Annotated in this window: 21 protein-coding genes and 1 pseudogene; 17 read left to right on the forward strand and 5 right to left on the reverse strand. The window is 60.7% G+C overall.

Annotated elements, in window-relative coordinates; all coding sequences use genetic code 11:
• The 4 genes and pseudogenes from CHU94_RS01555 to ahpF all read left to right on the forward strand — a co-directional run.
• Window positions 1-294, forward strand: a pseudogene (locus tag CHU94_RS01555) (tripartite tricarboxylate transporter permease); the annotation flags it as partial.
• An 18-nt stretch (window positions 295-312) separates the two neighbouring features.
• Window positions 313-1,608: a DUF3422 family protein gene (locus CHU94_RS01560; RefSeq protein WP_094476053.1), complete on the forward strand. Its 1,296-nt coding sequence runs from the start codon at window positions 313-315 to the stop codon at window positions 1,606-1,608.
• A 107-nt stretch (window positions 1,609-1,715) separates the two neighbouring features.
• A complete protein-coding gene (ahpC, locus tag CHU94_RS01565; RefSeq protein WP_094476055.1) occupies window positions 1,716-2,279 on the forward strand; it encodes an alkyl hydroperoxide reductase subunit C in 564 nt (187 codons plus the stop codon).
• A gap of 163 nt (window positions 2,280-2,442) precedes the next feature.
• On the forward strand, window positions 2,443-3,999 hold the full coding sequence (gene ahpF / locus CHU94_RS01570) for an alkyl hydroperoxide reductase subunit F (RefSeq protein WP_094476057.1): 1,557 nt from the start codon (window positions 2,443-2,445) through the stop codon (window positions 3,997-3,999).
• 86 nt (window positions 4,000-4,085) lie between these two features.
• Here the strand turns inward: ahpF and CHU94_RS01575 are convergent, their stop codons facing one another.
• Window positions 4,086-5,114, reverse strand: coding sequence for an integron integrase (locus CHU94_RS01575; RefSeq protein ID WP_094476059.1), 1,029 nt, complete (start codon window positions 5,112-5,114; stop codon window positions 4,086-4,088).
• Between the two features lie 134 nt (window positions 5,115-5,248).
• On the opposite strand from CHU94_RS01575, the gene CHU94_RS01580 reads away from it, so the two are divergent.
• The 8 genes from CHU94_RS01580 to CHU94_RS01615 all read left to right on the forward strand — a co-directional run bounded on the left by CHU94_RS01580 (window position 5,249) and on the right by CHU94_RS01615 (window position 10,130).
• Window positions 5,249-5,713, forward strand: coding sequence for a DUF4262 domain-containing protein (locus CHU94_RS01580; protein ID WP_094476061.1), 465 nt, complete (start codon window positions 5,249-5,251; stop codon window positions 5,711-5,713).
• A 130-nt stretch (window positions 5,714-5,843) separates the two neighbouring features.
• A complete protein-coding gene (locus CHU94_RS01585) occupies window positions 5,844-6,284 on the forward strand; it encodes a hypothetical protein (protein ID WP_094476063.1) in 441 nt (146 codons plus the stop codon).
• Between the two features lie 96 nt (window positions 6,285-6,380).
• Entirely contained in the window at window positions 6,381-6,782 is a 402-nt protein-coding gene (locus tag CHU94_RS01590) for a hypothetical protein (RefSeq protein WP_094476065.1), read from the forward strand.
• Window positions 6,783-6,928: 146 nt separating this feature from the next.
• Entirely contained in the window at window positions 6,929-7,330 is a 402-nt protein-coding gene (locus CHU94_RS01595; protein WP_141211354.1) for a hypothetical protein, read from the forward strand.
• A gap of 146 nt (window positions 7,331-7,476) precedes the next feature.
• The gene (locus CHU94_RS01600; protein ID WP_141211355.1) at window positions 7,477-7,989 is read left to right on the forward strand and encodes a hypothetical protein; all 513 of its coding nucleotides are present in this window, start codon (window positions 7,477-7,479) and stop codon (window positions 7,987-7,989) included.
• A gap of 14 nt (window positions 7,990-8,003) precedes the next feature.
• Window positions 8,004-8,525 (forward strand): GFA family protein, encoded by a 522-nt coding sequence (locus CHU94_RS01605; RefSeq protein ID WP_094476071.1) that lies wholly within the window; start codon window positions 8,004-8,006, stop codon window positions 8,523-8,525.
• A gap of 210 nt (window positions 8,526-8,735) precedes the next feature.
• Entirely contained in the window at window positions 8,736-8,984 is a 249-nt protein-coding gene (locus CHU94_RS19335; protein WP_094476073.1) for a hypothetical protein, read from the forward strand.
• Between the two features lie 195 nt (window positions 8,985-9,179).
• Window positions 9,180-10,130, forward strand: a complete 951-nt coding sequence (locus CHU94_RS01615; protein ID WP_094476075.1) for a tRNA-dihydrouridine synthase — start codon at window positions 9,180-9,182, stop codon at window positions 10,128-10,130.
• A 73-nt stretch (window positions 10,131-10,203) separates the two neighbouring features.
• On the opposite strand, the gene CHU94_RS01620 is transcribed toward CHU94_RS01615, so the two are convergent.
• Complete coding sequence (locus CHU94_RS01620; RefSeq protein ID WP_094476077.1) at window positions 10,204-10,980, reverse strand: NUDIX hydrolase; 777 nt, start codon at window positions 10,978-10,980, stop codon at window positions 10,204-10,206.
• Window positions 10,981-11,088: 108 nt separating this feature from the next.
• Between CHU94_RS01620 and CHU94_RS01625 the strand changes: the two genes are divergently transcribed.
• A complete protein-coding gene (locus tag CHU94_RS01625) occupies window positions 11,089-12,003 on the forward strand; it encodes an SDR family NAD(P)-dependent oxidoreductase (RefSeq protein ID WP_094476079.1) in 915 nt (304 codons plus the stop codon).
• A 9-nt stretch (window positions 12,004-12,012) separates the two neighbouring features.
• Here CHU94_RS01625 and CHU94_RS01630 read toward each other — a convergent pair whose 3' ends face one another.
• Window positions 12,013-13,209, reverse strand: a complete 1,197-nt coding sequence (locus CHU94_RS01630; protein WP_141211356.1) for a diguanylate cyclase — start codon at window positions 13,207-13,209, stop codon at window positions 12,013-12,015.
• Between the two features lie 153 nt (window positions 13,210-13,362).
• Between CHU94_RS01630 and gshA the strand changes: the two genes are divergently transcribed.
• The gene (gshA, locus tag CHU94_RS01635; RefSeq protein WP_094476083.1) at window positions 13,363-14,898 is read left to right on the forward strand and encodes a glutamate--cysteine ligase; all 1,536 of its coding nucleotides are present in this window, start codon (window positions 13,363-13,365) and stop codon (window positions 14,896-14,898) included.
• Here the strand turns inward: gshA and CHU94_RS01640 are convergent.
• Entirely contained in the window at window positions 14,895-15,782 is an 888-nt protein-coding gene (locus tag CHU94_RS01640; RefSeq protein WP_094476085.1) for a LysR family transcriptional regulator, read from the reverse strand. The two genes, gshA and CHU94_RS01640, sit on opposite strands and share 4 nt — an antisense overlap.
• A 95-nt stretch (window positions 15,783-15,877) precedes the next feature.
• On the opposite strand from CHU94_RS01640, the gene CHU94_RS01645 reads away from it, so the two are divergent.
• Window positions 15,878-16,846 carry a sodium-dependent bicarbonate transport family permease gene (locus CHU94_RS01645; protein WP_094476087.1) on the forward strand — a complete coding sequence of 323 codons (969 nt, stop codon included), beginning with the start codon at window positions 15,878-15,880 and terminating at the stop codon, window positions 16,844-16,846.
• Window positions 16,847-16,913: 67 nt separating this feature from the next.
• On the opposite strand, the gene CHU94_RS01650 is transcribed toward CHU94_RS01645, so the two are convergent.
• A complete protein-coding gene (locus CHU94_RS01650) occupies window positions 16,914-17,447 on the reverse strand; it encodes a hypothetical protein (protein WP_094476089.1) in 534 nt (177 codons plus the stop codon).
• 176 nt (window positions 17,448-17,623) lie between these two features.
• Here CHU94_RS01650 and ylqF point away from each other — a divergent pair, with 176 nt between their 5' ends.
• Together ylqF and CHU94_RS01660 are read left to right on the forward strand one after the other, a co-directional pair.
• A complete protein-coding gene (ylqF, locus tag CHU94_RS01655) occupies window positions 17,624-18,595 on the forward strand; it encodes a ribosome biogenesis GTPase YlqF (RefSeq protein WP_094476091.1) in 972 nt (323 codons plus the stop codon).
• 74 nt (window positions 18,596-18,669) lie between these two features.
• Complete coding sequence (locus CHU94_RS01660; protein ID WP_094476093.1) at window positions 18,670-19,392, forward strand: SOS response-associated peptidase; 723 nt, start codon at window positions 18,670-18,672, stop codon at window positions 19,390-19,392.
• The last annotated feature ends 5 nt before the right edge of the window (window positions 19,393-19,397 follow it).

Consider the following 19,397-nt stretch of genomic DNA (forward strand, 5'->3'; position numbering starts at 1 on the left):
TATTCGACCAACAACAACACCTGGGATATCTGGATGGTGGCGCTGTTTGGCATCATTGGTTACATCTTTATCAAGCTGGGCACGGAACCTGCGCCACTGCTCTTGGGCTTCATTCTGGGGCCGATGATGGAAGAGTACCTGCGCCGGGCGCTGCTGCTGTCCCGGGGGGACTGGAGTGTGTTCATCACCCGGCCGCTCTCGGCTGGCTTGTTGGCCGCTGCCGTTCTGCTGCTCGTCATCGTGCTCATGCCTTCTATCAAGGCCAAGCGCGAAGAAGCATTTGTTGACGATTGATTCTGTTTTGAACTGGGCCTGGCGTTGAATTCACTTCCGGCACAACACGCCCAGCGCTTGTCGCTGCACAACGAGGTCCACGCCCGCCCACCAGAGCCTATGGGCTTGCCCATGGCTTTGTCCCATGTGGTGATGGTGTGCAACGCGCAGCAGCGTGATGCCAGCCGGGCCCACATGGCTGCTCTGGCGCGCGACCACCATTTGCCACCACCCGATGCAGCGTCTATCCATATCCGCATGGACTTTGGCTTGTACCGGGTGCGCTGGGAACTGCACACCGAGTTTGTCACTTGGACTTTTATGCGCCCGATAGCAGGGCAGGGCGGTACCGAGCGCGAACCTGAGCTGGCACTGGATGCGGTGCCTCACCATTGGTTTGCGGCGTTGCCGGGTGAATGCCTGGCCAGCCTGCATCTGTGGGTGCTGCCCACGCAAGAAGTGAATACCGGCCCCTGGATTCGCCAAGTGTTGCACGAAGAAACGCTGGTGGCGTCTACCGTGGCCGACGGCTTTGGCGAGGTGTACACCGACTTTGCGGTGCATGCCGACGGCTTCTCGCGCATGGTGCTGCTGGCGGGTGGCATGACGCCGCGCCGCTTGGGCCGCCTGGTGCAAAGCCTGCTGGAGATCGAAACCTACCGCATGGCAGCCCTGTTGGGATTGCCTGCAGCGCGCGAGGCGTCCACGGTACTGGCCAGTGCCGAGCGGGAGCTGGCCGAGCTGGCAGAGGCCATACGCTCCGCCACGCGTGACGATGAGCCGCAGCTGCTGGACCGCCTGACTCGTCTGGCGGGCCAGGTGGAAAGTCAACACGCGGCCACCCATTCGCGCTTTTCGGCGAGCGCAGCCTACTTTGAGCTGGTGGACAAGCGGATTGAAGACATTGCCGAGTCCCGTCTGGCGGGTATGCAGACCATCCGCGAATTCATGGACCGCCGCCTTACGCCTGCACGCAGCACCTGTGCATGGTCTAGCCGGCGGCAGGACGCGTTGTCGCAACGTGTCTCGCGCATCAGCAACCTGCTGCGTACCCGGGTGGAAATTGAGCAGCAGCAAAGCAGCCAAGCCCTGTTGGCCACCATGAACAGTCGCCAGGGCATGCAGCTCAAGCTGCAGTCCACCGTGGAAGGCCTGTCGGTGGCGGCCATCACCTACTACATCGTGGGTCTGGCCAGTTATTTGGCCAAGGGCGCCCAGCACTGGGGTTGGCCCTGGAGTCCCGAAATGACGGCGGCAGCCGCCATTCCGGTGGTGGCGGGCAGCGTTTGGTGGTCTTTGCGCCGTCTGCACCACCGGGTGTTTCGGTCGTCATAGCCAAAGTCAATGTGGTTGATTGGATCAATCAACCCAAAACATTGCGCAATCGCTCTAAGATTCACCCCGTTCACTTCACGAACAACCTATTTCTACAGGAAGTCACCATGTCTTTGATCAACACGCAAATCCAAGCTTTCAAGAACGAAGCTTTCCACAACGGCAAGTTCGTCACCGTGTCCAACGAGTCCATCAAGGGCAAGTGGAACGTGTTCATCTTCATGCCTGCCGCATTCACCTTCAACTGCCCTACCGAAGTGGAAGATGCAGCGGACAACTACGCTGAATTCCAAAAGGCCGGTGCTGAAGTGTTCATCGTGACCACCGACACCCACTTCGCCCACAAGGTGTGGCATGAAACTTCCCCCGCTGTGGGCAAGGCCAAGTTCCCCCTGATCGGCGACCCCACCCACGCCCTGACACGCGCTTTTGACGTGCATATCGACGAAGAAGGCCTGGCACTGCGCGGCACCTTCATCATCAACCCCGAAGGCGTCATCAAGACTGCCGAAGTGCACTCCAACGAAATCGCCCGTGATGTGAAAGAAACCGTGCGCAAGCTGAAGGCCGCCCAGTACACCGCCGCTAACCCCGGCCAAGTGTGCCCCGCCAAGTGGAACGAAGGCGCCAAGACCATCGCTCCTTCCATCGACCTGGTCGGCAAGATCTAAACCCCGGCATCTGTCGGTAGGGCGGCGCAAGCCGCCCACCAGCCGGACAGCGTCCCGCAGCGTGTGTTGTGGGCCGTCCGGCTTTTTTATGCCCAAATTGGGCTCTGGACCCCGTGTAGTCTGCGCAAGCAGCTACTGAATAGATAGCAAAAAAGGAATCACCATGCTCGACGACACCCTCAAATCCCAACTCGGCGCTTACCTGGAGCGCGTCACGCTGCCGATCGAGATGGTGGCGTCCTTGGGTGATGACGACAACTCCGCGCAGATGCGCGAGCTGCTGCAAACCATCCAGAGTTTGCGCAGCGACAAGATCACTGTGGCATTCGACGGCACTGATGCGCGCAAGCCATCTTTCAGCCTCAAGCGCGCTGGCACGGACACTTCGCTGCGCTTTGCCGGTTTGCCCCTGGGCCACGAATTCACCTCGCTGGTGCTGGCCCTGCTGTGGAGCGGCGGCCACCCGCCCAAGGTCGAGCAAGACGTGATCGACCAGATTAAGGGCCTGGACGGCGACTTCAACTTCGAGGTTTACATGTCCCTCACCTGCCACAACTGCCCGGACGTGGTGCAGGCCTTGAGCCTCATGGCTATCTTGAACCCCAAGGTCAAAACAACCGTCATCGAAGGCGGCGCTTTCCAGGACGAAATCAACGCCCGCGAAATCATGGCGGTGCCCAGCGTCTACCTGAATGGCGCATTGTTTGGCAACGGCCGCATGCTGGTGGAAGAAATTGTGGCCAAGCTCGACACCGGCGCCGCCGACAAAGACGCCGCCAAGTTGAGTGCCAAAGACCCGTTTGACGTGCTCATCGTTGGTGGTGGCCCTGCAGGCGCCGCCGCTGCGGTGTACGCGGCCCGCAAAGGCATCCGCGTGGGTGTGGCGGCCGAGCGCTTTGGTGGCCAGACCAACGACACCATGGCTATTGAGAACTACCCCTCGGTGCAAGAGACCGATGGCCCCAAGTTCGCAGCCGCCCTGGAAGCCCAGACCCGCTCGTACGGCGTGGACATCATGAACCTGCAGCGCGCCGACAAAATCGTGCCCGCCGCAGAGGCCGGTGGCTTGACCGAAGTGGTGCTGGCCAACGGCGGCACGCTCAAGGCCAAGACGGTCATCTTGTCCACCGGCGCGCGCTGGCGCAATGTGAACGTACCTGGAGAGGCCGAGTACAAAAACAAAGGCGTGGCCTACTGCCCGCACTGCGACGGCCCCTTGTTCAAAGGCAAAGACGTGGCGGTGATTGGCGGGGGCAACTCCGGCATCGAAGCCGCTATCGATCTGGCCGGTGTGGTGAAGTATGTGACCGTGATTGAGTTTGCCGACCAACTGAAGGCCGACGCCGTGCTGGTCAAAAAGCTGCACAGCCTGCCTAACGTGACCGTGCACACGAACGCCCAAACCACCGAGATCACCGGTGCCGACGGCAAGGTGAACGGCCTGAAATACAAAGACCGCGCTACCGGCGTAGAGCACCACATTGCGCTGGAAGGCGTGTTCGTGCAAATCGGCCTAGTGCCCAACACCGAGTTCCTGAAGGGCGTGGTGGACCTGAGTAAGTTCGGCGAAATCGTGGTGGACGCCAAAGGCCACACCAACGTGCCCGGCGTGTTTGCCGCAGGCGACTGCACCACCGTGCCCTACAAGCAAATCGTGATTGCAGCCAGCGAAGGCTCCAAGGCCGCGCTGAGCGCGTTTGACCACTTGATCCGGCACTGAGCTTTCTGAGCTGCCGTTTCCAAGTAAAAGAGGGCTGTGGCCCTCTTTTTTATTGCGCAAGCAGCTATAAATTTGATAGTGCTTGGCTAGTGCGCCGGCAGCAAGGTGTCCAGCGGGCTGGCCGTGCCTCCCGCAGCTACTTTGAGCACGTGGGTGTAAATCATGGTGGTGGACACATCGCTGTGGCCTAGCAGCTCTTGCACGGTGCGGATGTCGGTGCCCGCCTGGAGCAGGTGCGTGGCGAAGGAATGGCGCAAGGTGTGCACTGTTGCATGTTTGGCGATGCCTGAATGCATCAATGCAGCTTTTAGCCTGTTACCCAAACGCTCATCAAAAAGGTGATGTCGTCGCTCGACACCTGTACGCGGGTCTATGGATAGTTTGTCTGACGGGAAAACCCAATGCCAAGCCCAAGACTCACCAGCCCGTGGGTACTTTGCTTCCAAAGCATGGGGCATGAAAACGCCGCTTCGCTGCGATGCACGATCTGTTGACCACAGGGCGCGCGATTTTGCCAATTGATCGCGTAGGCTGCGTACCAAACTGTGCGGCAACATCACCACTCTGTCTTTATCACCCTTGCCACTGCGCACCACAATGGCGTGGCGATCAAAGTCCAAGTCTTTCACACGCAGGTTCAGGCCTTCGGCAAGGCGCATGCCAGTGCCATACAAGAGGCGTGCTAAAACGCCTTCTGCGCCCTCGATCAATGCCAACACAGATTGCACTTCAGCCACAGTGAGCACCACAGGAATCCGCTTGCGCTCAGGCGGACGACCAATCGACTGCAGCCAAGGCAAGTCTTGGCCCAACACTTCCTTGTACAAAAAAAGAATGGCGTTGAGCGCTTGACGGTGTGTGGCGGGTGACACCTGCCGCTCAGCTGCCAACATGGTCAAAAATGCCTCCACTTCCGCTTGACCCATAGTCCGCGGATGGCGCATCTCACCATTGCGACCATGCCAGCGCACAAAAAAGCGCGCCCAATAGACATAAGCTTTTTCGGTTTGCAAGCTATAGTGAAGATAACGAATCCGCTCGCGCAGTTGATCCAGAAGGCGCGTGGACTGGAGTGCAGGTGCACCGACTTTGGGGTCTTTGTTATACCTGTTCATTTATACAGTATATTTTTCTAACCCTATGTTTGCAAATGATTTTTCGCCCTCGTTTGACCCATGTTATTTCGTGCAGTGCCGTGGTATCCGGCAAATTCACGGGATATATCAATAGTTAAATTTGGAAAGTACGAATGGATGAGCGAGATCGGAAAGCGCTGGAAGATATTGAAAAGTTTGGTTGCCACGTTCTGAATGTTATGGAGGGTGAAGAGCAGCCATGCTTTTCATATTCCATTGGCATAGAAAAAACGCTAAACCAACCTGAATTAATAATAGTTGGGCTAAAGCGCGAACTTTCACACTCCATAATAAATAACTATCGCCAAAGGTTAGCAGCCGGTGAGGTTTTTATTTCTGGGGCGTTTTATTCGGACTTCATAGAAGGGTTTGACGTTACGTTCATTGAAATGGACAAAAAGCATTACAAGGAATACCTTGGCTGGGGGCTTTGGCTTTACTCGGGTAATAACTTTAAAACTTACCAACTAATTTGGCCTACCACGGCTGGCATTTGGCCGTGGAGCGAAAACAAATCAGAATATTATGTTTGGGCGCAGCCAATTCTCAATTCATCGGGTGTGCTTGAAAAAATTTAACAAGGCGCTCCAGCACCGCACACTTCGTGTGCTCGACAGTTCGTAAGCCGCTTTTTTGTGGTTTTGCTGCGCAAAAGTTTTCCACAAAAAAACAACTTACGAACTGCGGCTGAGCTGAACGTTAAAGCTCATGACACCTGCCCAAGCTGCTCCTGACCTCGAACAACGCCTGCTCGTTCTGGGGTTTGATTTCAGTCGTCCCAGCCTACAGCTTGCCTTGAAGGCATTTCGGGAGCACTTGTCTGTCTCCGTGGACGGTGTGTCGGACTACGTGATGGTAGAAGTTGGAACGAACGACTTTGAGTTTCAGTCAATTCGTCCGGCGCTCACCATCGATCTCACTCGCCAATTTGGTCATTTTGAAAACGGCGAGTTTTCGCACTACGAGCAATTGCACCTAACGCTCTATGCCCCGGTCAAACCAGAATTTGAAGACTTGCAGATGTCAGAATTTTGCGACGACGGTGAGGAGCGCGGCACTTTCTTCGATGCCGTTGAGGCCAACCGAGCCATCGTCGCCGCAGGCAACATTGAATTTGCTGCATGCCTCCTCAAGCAGTGGGATGTGTGAAATGAGCTTTAACATGTCTGCCCACACGGACACACTGCTGCAGGTTGCCGCTATGCGGCGCTTGCTGCGTGCCGGTAGCCTCCAACGTTATGCGCCATGACAACTCCGAGCGAATTCGAGTTTGAGGGGCTGCGAATGCATGCCGCAGTAGACGCGACCGGCGCAAGCCTATTCGTATCGATTGCCAGCGGCTTTGCAGAGTTTGAAGTCAAGGTTCCGCTTGCAGAGAAAGATTTGCAGGTATTGCAAGCCGACTCAGAGCGTTCTGCATTTCTTCAAGCTGCACTGCATCATCCGTTCCAGCTTCGAGAAACCGCACTTTCTGAAATTGAGCAGCGAAGATACCTAGACATCATTCTTCACTCCCCAGTCGCAGACGTCGAAGCATTCTTGACCACCCTCGACCACGGCTTGGCAAATGGAGCCATTTCTAACATGCTGAGAATTACACGAGGCCGGAATCAACAAGCCATGCGCAGCGGGGCGTGGTTCGCATGAGGCCAAGCATGGGCAAGGTGGCTTTCGTGCATAACCGTTCATTGCAGCCGACCTGCGCCAGCTTCGCTGGCTGGTCGGCTGAATTCAAACGGTAGGGCTCATATCCATGATCTTCTGCCTATGATCAGGTCAGCCTTGGAGAAGCCATGAGTTGGGACGTTTCGATTTGCAGATTTGGTCGACAGTACGAGACGATGGAAGAGATTCCGAACGACGAACGCTGCTATCCGCTAGGCACAAGAGTCGAGATACACGCCGCCATCTCACGGTCGTTTCCAGGCACCGACTGGTCAGACCCAGCATGGGGCGTTTGGGAGTCCCCGTTCGGATCAATTGAGTTCAGCATCGGAAATGACGATCCTGTTGAAGGTGTAATGCTGCACGTTAGAGCAAACGAAGCTGTAGTTCACCCGATCATCGAACTCTGCCTGGACCAAGAGTGGCAAGCATTCGACATGTCGAACGGAACGTTCCTTGAGAAGTCTGCAGTTCCTGAGGCTGGACTTCGAGGTTGGCACGAGTTCAAAACGCGAGTACTGCGCCAATGAGGCCTAACCCCTCGGTCGAGGTTAGGCCCAACGGCGAGGCAGGCCAGCAGCCTCGAGGTTGTGCTTATCATCCTTCCGGCGGCTGGGCAGCCTCGCCGTCGGCCCCGCCTCACCTCGAACGTTAGGCGTCACAAGGAGAATCCCTTTTGGTTCGCATTGCAATTGCAACTTCGATGCTTTGGCTGCTGGCCAGTTGCGCGAGCTCGCACTTTGATGTCGGGGGAACAGAGACCGTTCTCCCGCTGAGCCGCGCTTGGGTTGACGGGCGGCAAGTTGAATACATCACAACCGACATCTCGGATGCGGCGATGGCGCGTGCAGCTGGCGTGAACTATGCACCGCGACTACGCGATGCAATTGCTTCTCGGCCCTCCGTCCTTGAGCGTGTGTACAAGTTTTCTGGGGGAGAGCAGATCAGCATTTTTCAATCAGCTCCCCGCCCTGTAGGCGCCGGTAACACGGATCAGGCCTATAGCCCGCTCTGGCGTCTCGTCATGGTCACGCGCAGGGCATCCGGTATCGGTCCCGAACTCAAGTCTGAAGAAGAGCTCCTATCCGCGCAGGAGAAGGGCCTTGTCTCCCTCGAAGTTACCGACATCGTCGTCAACTGCCCGGTCACAAGGGCGGTTGGTGGCGGTAGCCTGCAAGGCGTACGGTGACAATCAACACGCATATGCCGCACCCATCTCTATTCAAAGCCGAAGGTGGCTGCGACTGCAAGGCTGTTCGCTACCGCATGGAGTCAGCGCCACTGGTTGTGAACTGTTGCCATTGCCGCTGGTGCCAACGAGAGTCAGGCTCTGCATTCGCACTAAACGCGATGATTGAATCGGATCGCGTGACGAATTTGGGTGTGGAACCAGAGATCGTCAACACTCCATCTGCGAGTGGGAAGGGGCAGAAGATCGCCAGATGTCCTGTCTGCAAGGTCGCCGTCTGGAGCCACTACGCGGGCGCCGGTCCCATCACCAAATTCATTCGTGTCGGCACACTGGACAACCCGGACTTGCTCCCGCCGGACGTGCATATCTTCACCCAGTCCAAACAGCCGTGGGTCGATCTTTCAGGCGCGGTACGGGTCTATTCCGAATACTACGAACGTGAAGAAGTGTGGTCGCAGGAAAGCCTGGCAAGACGTGAGGCCCTGCTACCGCACATCGAGGCCTACCAAGCTGCGATGCGTGGCGACGCGTAACTACGCGTCATGCGGAGTGCGGTCGTCGCCAGTGCGGCCCAACCCATGGTGCCCGTGAATGAGGACGCGCGCCACGTGCCGTCCGGATATGGGAATGCGGTGACAATGCGCCCCTGACTCCTTGGCGCAGCATTTCCCCGGTCCCGAGCGGAATGCGGGGAGCAAGGCCGACTACGAATATCTGTTTTTTACTACCTTGTCAGACTGTTCATGATCCGACATCAGACCATCGCCCTGATCCTCTTGGCATTTGCGGTGAGTGCTTGCGCATATGGGGTTTTGTTCTACGCATCCACAGCGATGCCATACCCAGATCCCACGCCTGAGCTATTGCGTTTGCAGGAGGCGCAGCTTCGCTTCGCCATCGCCCTGGTCTTGGGCAGCGCCATGGCTGGAGTCCTCTGCGCCGTGTGGCTGTGGCGTTTGCGCGCCAAGGGAGGTGCGGCATGCGCCAAGTAGTTCTGTGCCTTGCGATGCAGCTGGGTCTCACGGCAGCACATGCTGCGCAGCCTGCCGACCAGCAGTTCAAGCGTGATGAGTTTGACGACTCCGTGATGCCTTAGGCCCAGATATAGCTGTTGTTCGCCGCCCCAACACCGTTCCCATTTGCTTTCGTTTCCCACTGCCGTGCCCGTACGTATCTACCTTGCCCCCATGGAGGGGCTTCTCGACTTTGTGTTGCGCGACATCCTGACCCGTGTGGGCGGGGTGGAGAAGTGCGTGTCGGAATTCATCCGCATCACGCATACGCTGATGTCCGAAAAGGCACTGTTGCGCACGGTGCCTGAGCTGGCGCATGGTGCGCGCACCTATGCGGGTGTGCCGGTGTGGCCGCAGCTGCTGGGCTCAGACGCACCTTGCATGGCCGAGAACGCCGCCCGCCTGGCGGAGATGGGCGCACCCGGCATTGACCTGAATTTCGGTTGCCCGGCCAAGGTGGTCAACCGCCATGGCGGTGGTGCCACGCTGTTGCAGGACCCGGAGATTCTTCACACCATCGTCGCAGCCGTGCGGGCCGCTGTGCCGGCACACATCCCTGTCACGGCCAAGATGCGGCTGGGCTACAACGATGACAGCCTGGCGCTGGACTGCGCCCGCGCGCTGGAGGCTGGTGGTGCTGCTGAAATTGTGGTGCACGCTCGCACCAAAGCCCAGGGCTATCGCCCGCCCGCCTACTGGGACCGCGTCGCCGATGTGCGCAGCGCGGTACAGGTGCCGGTGGTGGTGAATGGCGAAATCTGGAATGTGCAAGACGCCCAAGCTGCCGTGGCGCAAAGCGGCTGCAATACGCTCATGCTGGGTCGCGGCATCGTGGCCCGCCCGGCGCTGGCCCGCAGCATTCTGGCCACCATGGGCACCGCAGCCGGCAGCCTGGCCCAGCCGGGGGAAGACTGGACGTGGCAAGACCTGGGCCCGCTCATGCACGCCTTTTGGCAAGTGGCCAGCACGCGCCTGGAGCAAAAGCAGCAGGCCGGCCGCGTGAAGCAGTGGCTCAACCTGCTGCGCCGCCACTACCCCGAGGCGCAAGTGGCGTTTGATGAGATGCGCACGCTGGTCAAGCCCAGTGATGTGGATGCGTGGGTACGCCGCTCCATACCGGTTTAGGCATCAAATTGGCCTCTAGGCCACATGAATACTGCGCGAAAAGCTCCTTATTTGATAGCAAATATTGTTGGCGTCAAGCCCACAGACTCTCCAGACCGTCCACCGGAACAAAGCGTTTGTTGCGCACCACCAGCCGGGTGGGGCCGGGCAGGGCGCGCTCAGGCACGGAATGGCGCGGATCGCCGGGGTAGCACAGCACCACCACGTCCTGTTCGCTGAAGTTCTCTGGGCAGATGCAGGGCGGGCGCTGCTGGCTCGCCGCCTGCAAAGCCTCTGCCGCGCTGCGGTAGCGGGCCAGGTGGCCCAGGCTCATGATTTGGGGTGGCGCCATGTCGATCTCGCCGCGGTAGTAGCGCTGCAGCGCATCCTTGGGGCTGAGCCAGATGCTGGCGGTGGTTTCAAAGTTGTCGTGGCTGGCCACTTGGTCGCTGGGGGAAAGGGCCAGGAAGAAGCGGGTGTCAAAGCGCTTTTTGCTCAGCGCTGCCATGCGCGGCGTGATCCAGCGGCTCCAGGGCACCAGGGCGCTGGCGGGCAGACGGATGCCGGCTTCCTCGGTCAACTCGCGCAGCGCTGCCACCAACAGGCTGGCCGCCATGGTGGGGCTGAGTTCGGCTTCATTCATTTGCAGGGGCAGCGTGGCGGTCGGAATGTCCAGTGTCTGAAGGGCCTCGGGGCTGCTGTCCTGCGCGTCTAGCTTGCCACCAGGGAACACATAGGCCTCGCAGAAGGTGTCTGACAAACCACTGCGCTTCATCAAAAACACTTCCAGCCCGTGGTGGGCATCGCGCAGCAGCACCACGGTGGCGGCATCGCGGGGGGCGCCGGTGGCAGGTTCCAGGGTGTCTTGCATGGGACTTTGTCTTTTTGGTGAGCAATTGCTTGAATTAAAGTACCGGCAGCTGACGGTAGGCCTACGGAATGGCCTTGGGTCAGATGCAACAACCCGAGGAGACGAGTGATGAATCTGGATTTCAAAGGCCGCGTGGCCATCGTAACGGGCGCAGGCGGCGGCTTGGGTCGCCAACACGCCTTGGCCCTGGCCGCACGCGGCGCCAAAGTGGTGGTGAACGACCTGGGCGGCGCGCGCGATGGCTCTGGGGGCTCGCTGTCTGCCGCCGAGTCCGTGGTGGCCGAGATCCGCTCCGCGGGTGGCGAGGCAATCGCCAACGGCGCATCGGTCACCGACTTTGAGGCCGTCCAGGCCATGGTGCAGCAGGCCGTGGATACCTGGGGACGCGTGGACATTTTGGTGAACAACGCGGGCATCCTGCGTGACAAGAGTTTTGCCAAGATGGAGATTGCCGACTTCCGCACCGTGGTGGACGTGCACCTCATGGGCGCAGTGCATTGCTGCAAGGCCGTGTGGCCGCATATGACGGAGCAGAAGTACGGCCGCATTCTGATGACCACCTCTAGCTCCGGCCTCTACGGCAACTTTGGCCAAAGCAACTATGGCGCGGCCAAGCTCGCCCTGGTGGGCCTGATGCAAACGCTGGCCTTGGAAGGCGCCAAAAACAACATCCACGTCAACAGCCTAGCCCCCACGGCGGCCACCCGCATGACCGAAGGCCTGATGCCCGAGGCCGTACTTGCCGCCTTGAAGCCGGAGGCCGTGGTGCCCGCCATGCTGGTGCTGGTGTCCGAGGGCGCGCCCACCCGCACTACGCTGTGCGCCGGTGCCGGCAGTGTGGAGGCCGCGCACATCACGCTCACGCAAGGCGCATGGATCGGGTTGGATGCCAACGCGCCTGAAACCTTGGCCGCGAACCTGCGGCAGGTCTTGGCCCGTGCGGGTGACATGGTGCCTGAGAGTGGTGCCGCGCAAGGCAGCCAAGAGGTCACCCGCGCCCTGGCCCAGCTGGGCGGGCGCTGAGCCCGGCAGTCAAAACGCGGTGGCGGGTGCGGGCGGTGTACTGCCCGCGTTCTCCCAAGAGCGGCGCTCTGCCTCATCCACCACGGCCACCGGATCTGCACTGGCTGCACGCACGGTGACCAGACCCATGCCGTAACGCGGCATGAAGGTATGGAATGCTTCGTCCAGCCCCACCACACTGAGCGGCTTGGACAGCACCATGCGCAGGCGCAGCACGGTGCGTTCCACCAACTCCTCGTGTTTGACGCCGGAGATCACCACCACAAAGCAGCGCGGGTGGTACAGGCCCACCACACAGCGAAAGCCCACCGCCCGGCGGATACGCGCGGTAATAGACGTCAGGATTTGCTGGTCCACGCGGTGGCCCGCGGACTCGCCCAGTTCGTAGAGGTTGTGCAAATGGAGGCACACCACGGTGCATTGGCCCTGCTGGCGCGCGGCACGCCAAAACGTGTCGTCCACCTTGGACAGCAATACCGATCCCGTGGGCAGGCCGGTAGCCGGGTCTGCCCCTTGGGCCAGGCCTGCCAGGCGTAGCAGGCGGCGGTTTTGCCGGTTTCGACGCACGGCAAGCGCCGTGGTCAACAAAAAATGGGCGACCGTGCAAAAGGCCGTGAGCGCCATGCCCTGCCAGCCAAACCACGTGGGGTGCAGCGTGAAGGCGTACAGACCCAGTGTCATGCCTGCCAGAAAAAAGCAGGCCACCACCATCCAGCGCGCCAACTCGTCCCCCAGCACATGGGCTCGGACCGACACCCCCAGCGCGAGCAGCATGGCCCCGGCACTGAAGCCTGCTGCGACTTCGATCACTTGCTCGGGGTGCGGGCCCTCGTAGTTCAGGGCCCAAAACGCGAGCAGCACGGCGGTACCGATCAACACCGTGGCGCCCCAAGCCAGGCTGTAGTAGACGAAGCGGTCTTCGGCCGCCGCACCCAGCCACAGGCCCAGGTAAATCAGGGACAGGGCACCACACAGGGGGCCCATGCTGGCTTTCAGTGTGAGCAAAATGGACGCCGGGAGCTCAGGAAACCAGAGCGCGGGCAGGCTGGTCATCAGGATGGCGCAGCTGCCCAGCATCAGCACAAACACCAGCCCCCGCCACGAGGCGACGCTGCGGTTCATGAGTACGTCGGCCAGCGCGACGGTGGCCAGTGTCAACAGGCCGCCGAGCATGCAGGACCAGACCATCAGTTCGGAGGTTTCCACGGGGGCATTATTCACCAGCCGCCCGGCTGCACCGTTGAAATTTGGCCGGTCGTCCCAAGCTACTTCTGAACCGCAAAGTCAACCCGCCGCCTGCAGCAAATGCCGGCCTGTGGTAACTTTGCGCCCCGAAGAAAAATGGAAGGGCCCCTAGGCATGGACAGTAGAGAAACGGCCCTGAGCGCCCTGACCGCAGAACGTTTGCGCGGTATCCGCCGGGGAGTGGAGAAGGAAAGCCTGCGCGCGCTGCCCAGCGGCATGTTGGCCCTGACCTCGCACCCCCAGGCGCTGGGCTCGGCCTTGACGCACCCCCATATCACCACCGATTTCAGCGAATCGCAGGTGGAGCTGATCACGGGTGTGCATGCCGACCCCGAGGTATGCCTGCAGGAATTGGCCGATGTGCAGCAGTTCACCTTGGGCGCCATGGGCGATGAGCGGCTTTGGGTGTCCAGCATGCCCTGTTGTCTGCCGGGTGATGACGAGATTCCCCTGGGCCAGTACGGCTCGTCCAATGTGGCGCAGTCCAAGACTGTGTACCGCCGTGGCTTGGGTCACCGCTATGGCCGGCGCATGCAAACCATTTCGGGCATCCACTACAACTGGTCGCTGCCCGATGTCAGCAGCGAGCAGTACTTTGGCTTGATCCGCAACTTCCGCCGCCACGCGTTTTTGTTGCTGTATTTGTTTGGCGCTTCGCCTGCGGTGTGCTCTTCGTTTGTGGCGGGCCGCCAGCACCAGCTCCAGCCGCTGAGCGAAGGCACCATGTATCTGCCCTATGCCACCTCGCTGCGCATGGGCCGCTTGGGCTACCAGAGTGATGCGCAGGCCTCTCTGGCCGTGAGCTACAACAGCCTGGAGGGCTACGCCCACTCGCTGCACAACGCGCTGACCCAACCCTACGCACCCTACGAGGCCGTGGGCGTGCGGGGTGCCGATGGCGTCTACAAGCAATTGGCGACCACGCTGCTGCAGATCGAAAACGAGTTTTACGGCACCATCCGCCCCAAGCGCGTGACCTTTGCGGGCGAGCGCCCGCTGCATGCGCTGCGTGAGCGTGGCGTGGAATATGTGGAGGTGCGCTTGATGGACCTGGACCCGTTTGAAGTGGTAGGTATCAACAGCCAGACCATGCGCTTCCTGGACGTGTTCTTGCTGCACTGCCTCTCCACCGCCAGCCCGGATGACTCACCGCAGGAAATTGCTGCCGTGGGGCGCAACCAGCACGCAGTGGCCGAACGCGGCCGCGAGCCTGGCTTGCTGCTGGAACGTGGCGATGCCCAGGTCACCCTGACCAGCTGGGGCCAAGAGCTTGTGGACGGCATGGTGGGCATTGCCCAAGCGCTGGATGCCGCCCATGGCACCGACGCCTACAGCCGCGCCGTGCAAGCCGCGCAGCACGCATTGCAGCACCCTGACACCTTGCCCTCGGCGCGCGTGTTGCGTGCCATCACCGAGCAACACGAAGGTTCCTTTGTGGCTTTTGCGCGTGCGCAGTCTGAGCAAACGCGGGCGGCCATGTTGCAGGCTCCGTTGGCGCCTGAGGTCGCTGCACGCTTTGCCCAGGAGTCGCAAGCGTCATGGGACGCACAGCGTGCCATCGAGGCGGCCGACACCATGCCGTTTGAGGTGTACCTGAAGGAATACCTGGCGCCGCATCGTTTGCAGGCGCGAGCCATCAAAGCTGCCTAAGTGGCGTCTTGCTGCAGCAAGCGCAGCACCAGCGGGTGCTGCACTTTCTTTTGGGTGCCGATGGCAAAGAAGTGCTGTTGCACACCCTCACACGGCCCGATTCTTTGTACCTTGTAGTGCGCCAGGATGTCGGCATGCACCCAGTCTGCCGCCGGGAAAATGCCCATGCCGCTGGCCCCAAAGGTCTTGAGCAAGGCACTGTCTTCAAACTCTCCGCGTACCTGGGGCCGTAGCCCGTGCTGCTCAAACCACTGGTCCAGACGCGCGCGCACGGCCGAATGGTGGGTGGGCAGCAATACGGGCAGTTCTGCCAGGCTGGCGGGAAACGTCTTGCGTGCCTTGCTGGCCAGCGCCGGTGTGGCGTACCACGACAAGGGTGATGCGCCAAGTGGATGGCTGTAAAGCTTGATATTGGGGTTGGTGGGGGCCGGTTGGTCGGCCAGCACCAGGTCCAGCTTGTGCAGGGCCAAATCGGCCAGCAGGGCCTCCCACGCATTCTGGTGGCAGACAAGCCGGAGCTTGGACTCGTGTTCGATGGGCGCCAGCAAGCGGTGAATCACCAGCTTGGGCAGGCTGTCGGCGATGCCCAAGGCCAGGCGCATGCCGGGCTCGGTGCCCGCGGCACGCACCAGCGCGGGCAGTTCCTCGCCCAGTTGAAAGATCTGGTCTGCCCGTTGCAGGGCGGCTTTGCCAGCCTCCGTCAGTTCCAGGCCGCGCCCCGCGGGTTTGAGCAGCACATGCCCCAGCGCGCGTTCCAACTCACGGACCTGGGTGCTCACAGTTTGCACGGCAGTGCCCAGTCGCTCTGCGGCGCGGGACATGCCGCCCTCCTTGGCCACCACCCAAAAATAGTACAAGTGCCGGTAGCTGAAGGGAGGAAGCATATTCTGTAAAAGCAGAAGTGTTGTTCATCAATTATCTGCTTTATCAGAAACATAAAAGACATTACCTTCTCCCGTCATTCACACACGAGGTGCACATGGGAGGTTTTCTCGATCCGGCCATTCTGTTTTTTGTCTTTGGCATGGCTGCGGGGCTGCTCAAGTCCAACCTGGACATTCCGCACCCCATCTCGCGTTTTTTGTCGCTGTACCTGCTGATGGCCCTGGGCCTCAAAGGCGGGTTTGCCTTGGCCAAGTCGGGCTTCAACGCGGAGGTGGCCATCACCCTGGGGGCCGCACTGGCCCTGGCCTTTGCCATTCCTGCCCTTGCCTACTATTTGTTGCGCCGCTTCCTCAATGGGTTTGATGCGGCGGCGGTGGCAGCCACCTACGGCTCAGTCAGTGCCGTGACCTTCATCACGGCCGTGCAGCATCTGGACAACCTGGGTGTGGCGTATGGTGGGCACATGGCCGCTGCCATGGCACTGATGGAGTCGCCGGCCATAGTAATGGCAGTGGTTTTGGCCAGCTATGTGCGCCGGCAGTCTGCCGCAGGCGCCATGCCGGTGCCGGGCACCTTGCGCCGCGTGTTGCATGAATCGCTGACGGACGGTGCGCAGCTCCTGTTGTTGGGGGCCATGGCCATTGGCATGGCCACTGGTGCGGCAGGCGAGGCCGTGATGAAACCCTTCTCGGTGGACTTGTTCAAAGGCATGCTGGCCTTCTTCCTGCTCGATATGGGCTTGCAAGCGGCCCGCAACATGGGCGGCCTGAGGGGCCAGTCTGCCTGGCTGCTGGTGTACGCGGTGGTGGCACCTCTGGCGCACGCCGGTTTGGCACTTTTGCTGGGCTGGGCCTTGGCCATGTCGGTGGGCAACACCGCGCTTTTGATGGTGCTGGCGGCCAGCGCGTCGTACATCGCGGTGCCCGCCGTGGTGCGCCAGACCATTCCTGAGGCAAATCCCTCCCTGTACTTTGGCATGTCGCTGGGGCTCACATTTCCGCTCAACATTTTGTTCGGGATTCCGGTCTATACCGAGGTGGCCCGGCGCGTGCTGGGCGCATAAAAAAACGCCGGCTCCTTGCGGAGCTGGCGCTGTGTGCCTGTTCGCAGCGCCGTCTGGCGCCGGGGGCTCAGGCTGCTTTGCGAACGCGGGCCACTTTCTTGGCCACTGCGCGTTTGGCAGTTGCCGCCTTGGCTTTCACCTTGGAGCCAGCAATCTTGCTCACCAGCGCATCGCTTTGGGCTTCCAGCTTGGCCGCTACATGGCTGACCGCCACGGCTGCCGGCACAGCCGCCACGGCGATGGTGTTCAGGGTGGTAAGGCCTGTGCTCTTTTCAAAGCGGTTGGCGTTGGCTGCCACTTGTTCCAGGCCTTTGCCAGCCAGTTCCACGGCCTTGTTGACGGCGCTGTCGGCACTGTCGGTGGTCAGGGTCACGCCATGGGTGTAGAGGGCGGTGACCTTTTTCTGGGCGGCAACGGCGTTGGTACGCACTTCGGCGCTGATGCGGTTGCCTGCCTTCTTGACGGCGGCGGCCCAGGACTGGTCGACATAACCTACAGCACGGGCATTGCCCACGCGGTAGGCGTTGATCACATTCTTGGCAGTGTTGCCATAAGACGCGATCAGTTCGTTGGTCACGGTGGATAGTTTCTTGTTGGCCATGGAAAACTCCTGCAAAGTGGATGAATGAAAAACCAGTGCCTTGCATTCTCCGAAGCCCTCCTAGTGAAGGCACCTTAAATCCTGCGTCTTTCCTAGAGGCGCACGCCTAAGAGATGGTGGAGTGCCACATGCCGGACAATGCAGGGTTTAGCGCACAGGCAGAAAGACGATAAGGCATGGCAATTCAGTGGTTCCCGGGGCATATGCACCTGACCCGCAAGGCGATCCAGGAGCGCATCAAGGCGATCGACGTGGTGATCGAGCTGCTCGACGCGCGCCTGCCCGGATCGAGCGCCAACCCCATGCTGGCCGAGATGACCGCAGGCAAGCCTGCGCTCAAGGTGCTCAATAAGCAAGACCTGGCCGATCCCGCACGCACGGCACTCTGGTTGACGCACTACAACGCCATGCCCGGCGTGCGCGCGCTCCCGCTGGATGCCAGCATGACCACGCCGGCCAAAGCCTTGGTCGCCGCCTGCCACGAGTTGGCCCCCAACCGCGGCGGCATGGCCAAGCCTATGCGGGTGCTGATTTGTGGCATTCCCAACGTTGGCAAGTCCACCCTCATCAACACCTTGAAAGGTAAGCGCGCTGCCAAGACCGGCGACGAGGCCGGTGTGACCAAGCTGGAACAGCGCATCACCATCGCCGACGACTTTTACCTCTACGACACGCCCGGCGTACTGTGGCCGCGCATCATCGTGGCCAAGAGCGGCTACAACTTGGCAGCCAGCGGCGCCATTGGCAAGAACGCGTTTGACGAAGAAGAGGTGGCGCTCGAACTGCTGGACTACCTGCGCCAGCACTACGCCGAGCCGCTGCAGGTGCGCTACAAGCTCACCGGTGTGGCCGACATGACGGACGAGCAACTACTCGACGCCATTGGCCGCAAGCGCGGTGCGCTGCAGAGCGGCGGCAAGATCAACCTGCAAAAGGCGGCCGAGATCGTGATCCATGACTTCCGCGCTTGCGCCATCGGCCGTATGACGCTGGAAACCCCCACCGAGTTTGCCGACTGGCTGGCCGCCGGCCAGAAGCTGGACGCCGAGCGCCAGCTCAAGAAGGACGCGATCGAGCTGGACCGCAAGATCCGTTTCAAGAAGGTCCCCCGCCCACCGCGCGTGGCGGATGCCGGGGTCGAGGAATAGAGCCAAATAGGCCTCTGGGTTCCGTGGATACTGCGCGAATAGCTCCTCTGTTGATAGCAATCTGAGCGGCGGTCATGTGTACCAATTACGTTCCCTCTGCCAAAGCCGCGTATCTGGAGGCGCGTTTAGGTGCATTGGCGGCCCCGGCGGATACGCCTGCCTTGGCGCACGTGTCGGAGGTTTTTCCGGGCTACAGCGCACCCGTGGTGTTGCGCCGCGGCGCCCCAGTGGACGGGTTCGCAGTATTGCGCCCCGCACAGTTTGGTTTGATTCCACATTGGTGTACCGATGCTGCGCAGGCCCGCGACATCAGCCGCAAGACCTACAACGCACGCAGCGAAACCGCAGCCGGCAAACCCAGCTTTCGGGCCGCTTGGGCCGCCCGCCAGTGGGTGCTGGTGCCCATGCAGTGCTTTTTTGAACCCAGCTGGGAAGACGCGCCAGCAAACGGCGGCCGCCCCACGCGATGGCGCATTGCGCGAGCGGACGGAGCGCCCTTTGCTGTGGCGGGCCTGTGGGACCGCTGGACCGATCCGGCGACGGGCAGTGTGCAGGGCAGCTTCACCGTGCTTACAGTGAATGCCGATGGCCATGCTGTGATGGGCCGCATGCACCGGCCTGACGAGGAAAAACGCATGCCGGTGATCGTGCCGCCCGCACACTACGCAGAATGGTTGCAGGCCAGCCCGCAGCAGGCCATGGACTTTATGCGCGCGGCGCCAGCTGAAGACTTGGTGGCTGCTGCGGCTCCGCTGGAGCGACGCCCGCTGGTGGCACCCAATCTCTCGCTGTTCTGAAACGC

This window comes from Rhodoferax sp. TH121 (assembly GCF_002251855.1).
Lineage (GTDB): Bacteria > Pseudomonadota > Gammaproteobacteria > Burkholderiales > Burkholderiaceae_C > Allorhodoferax.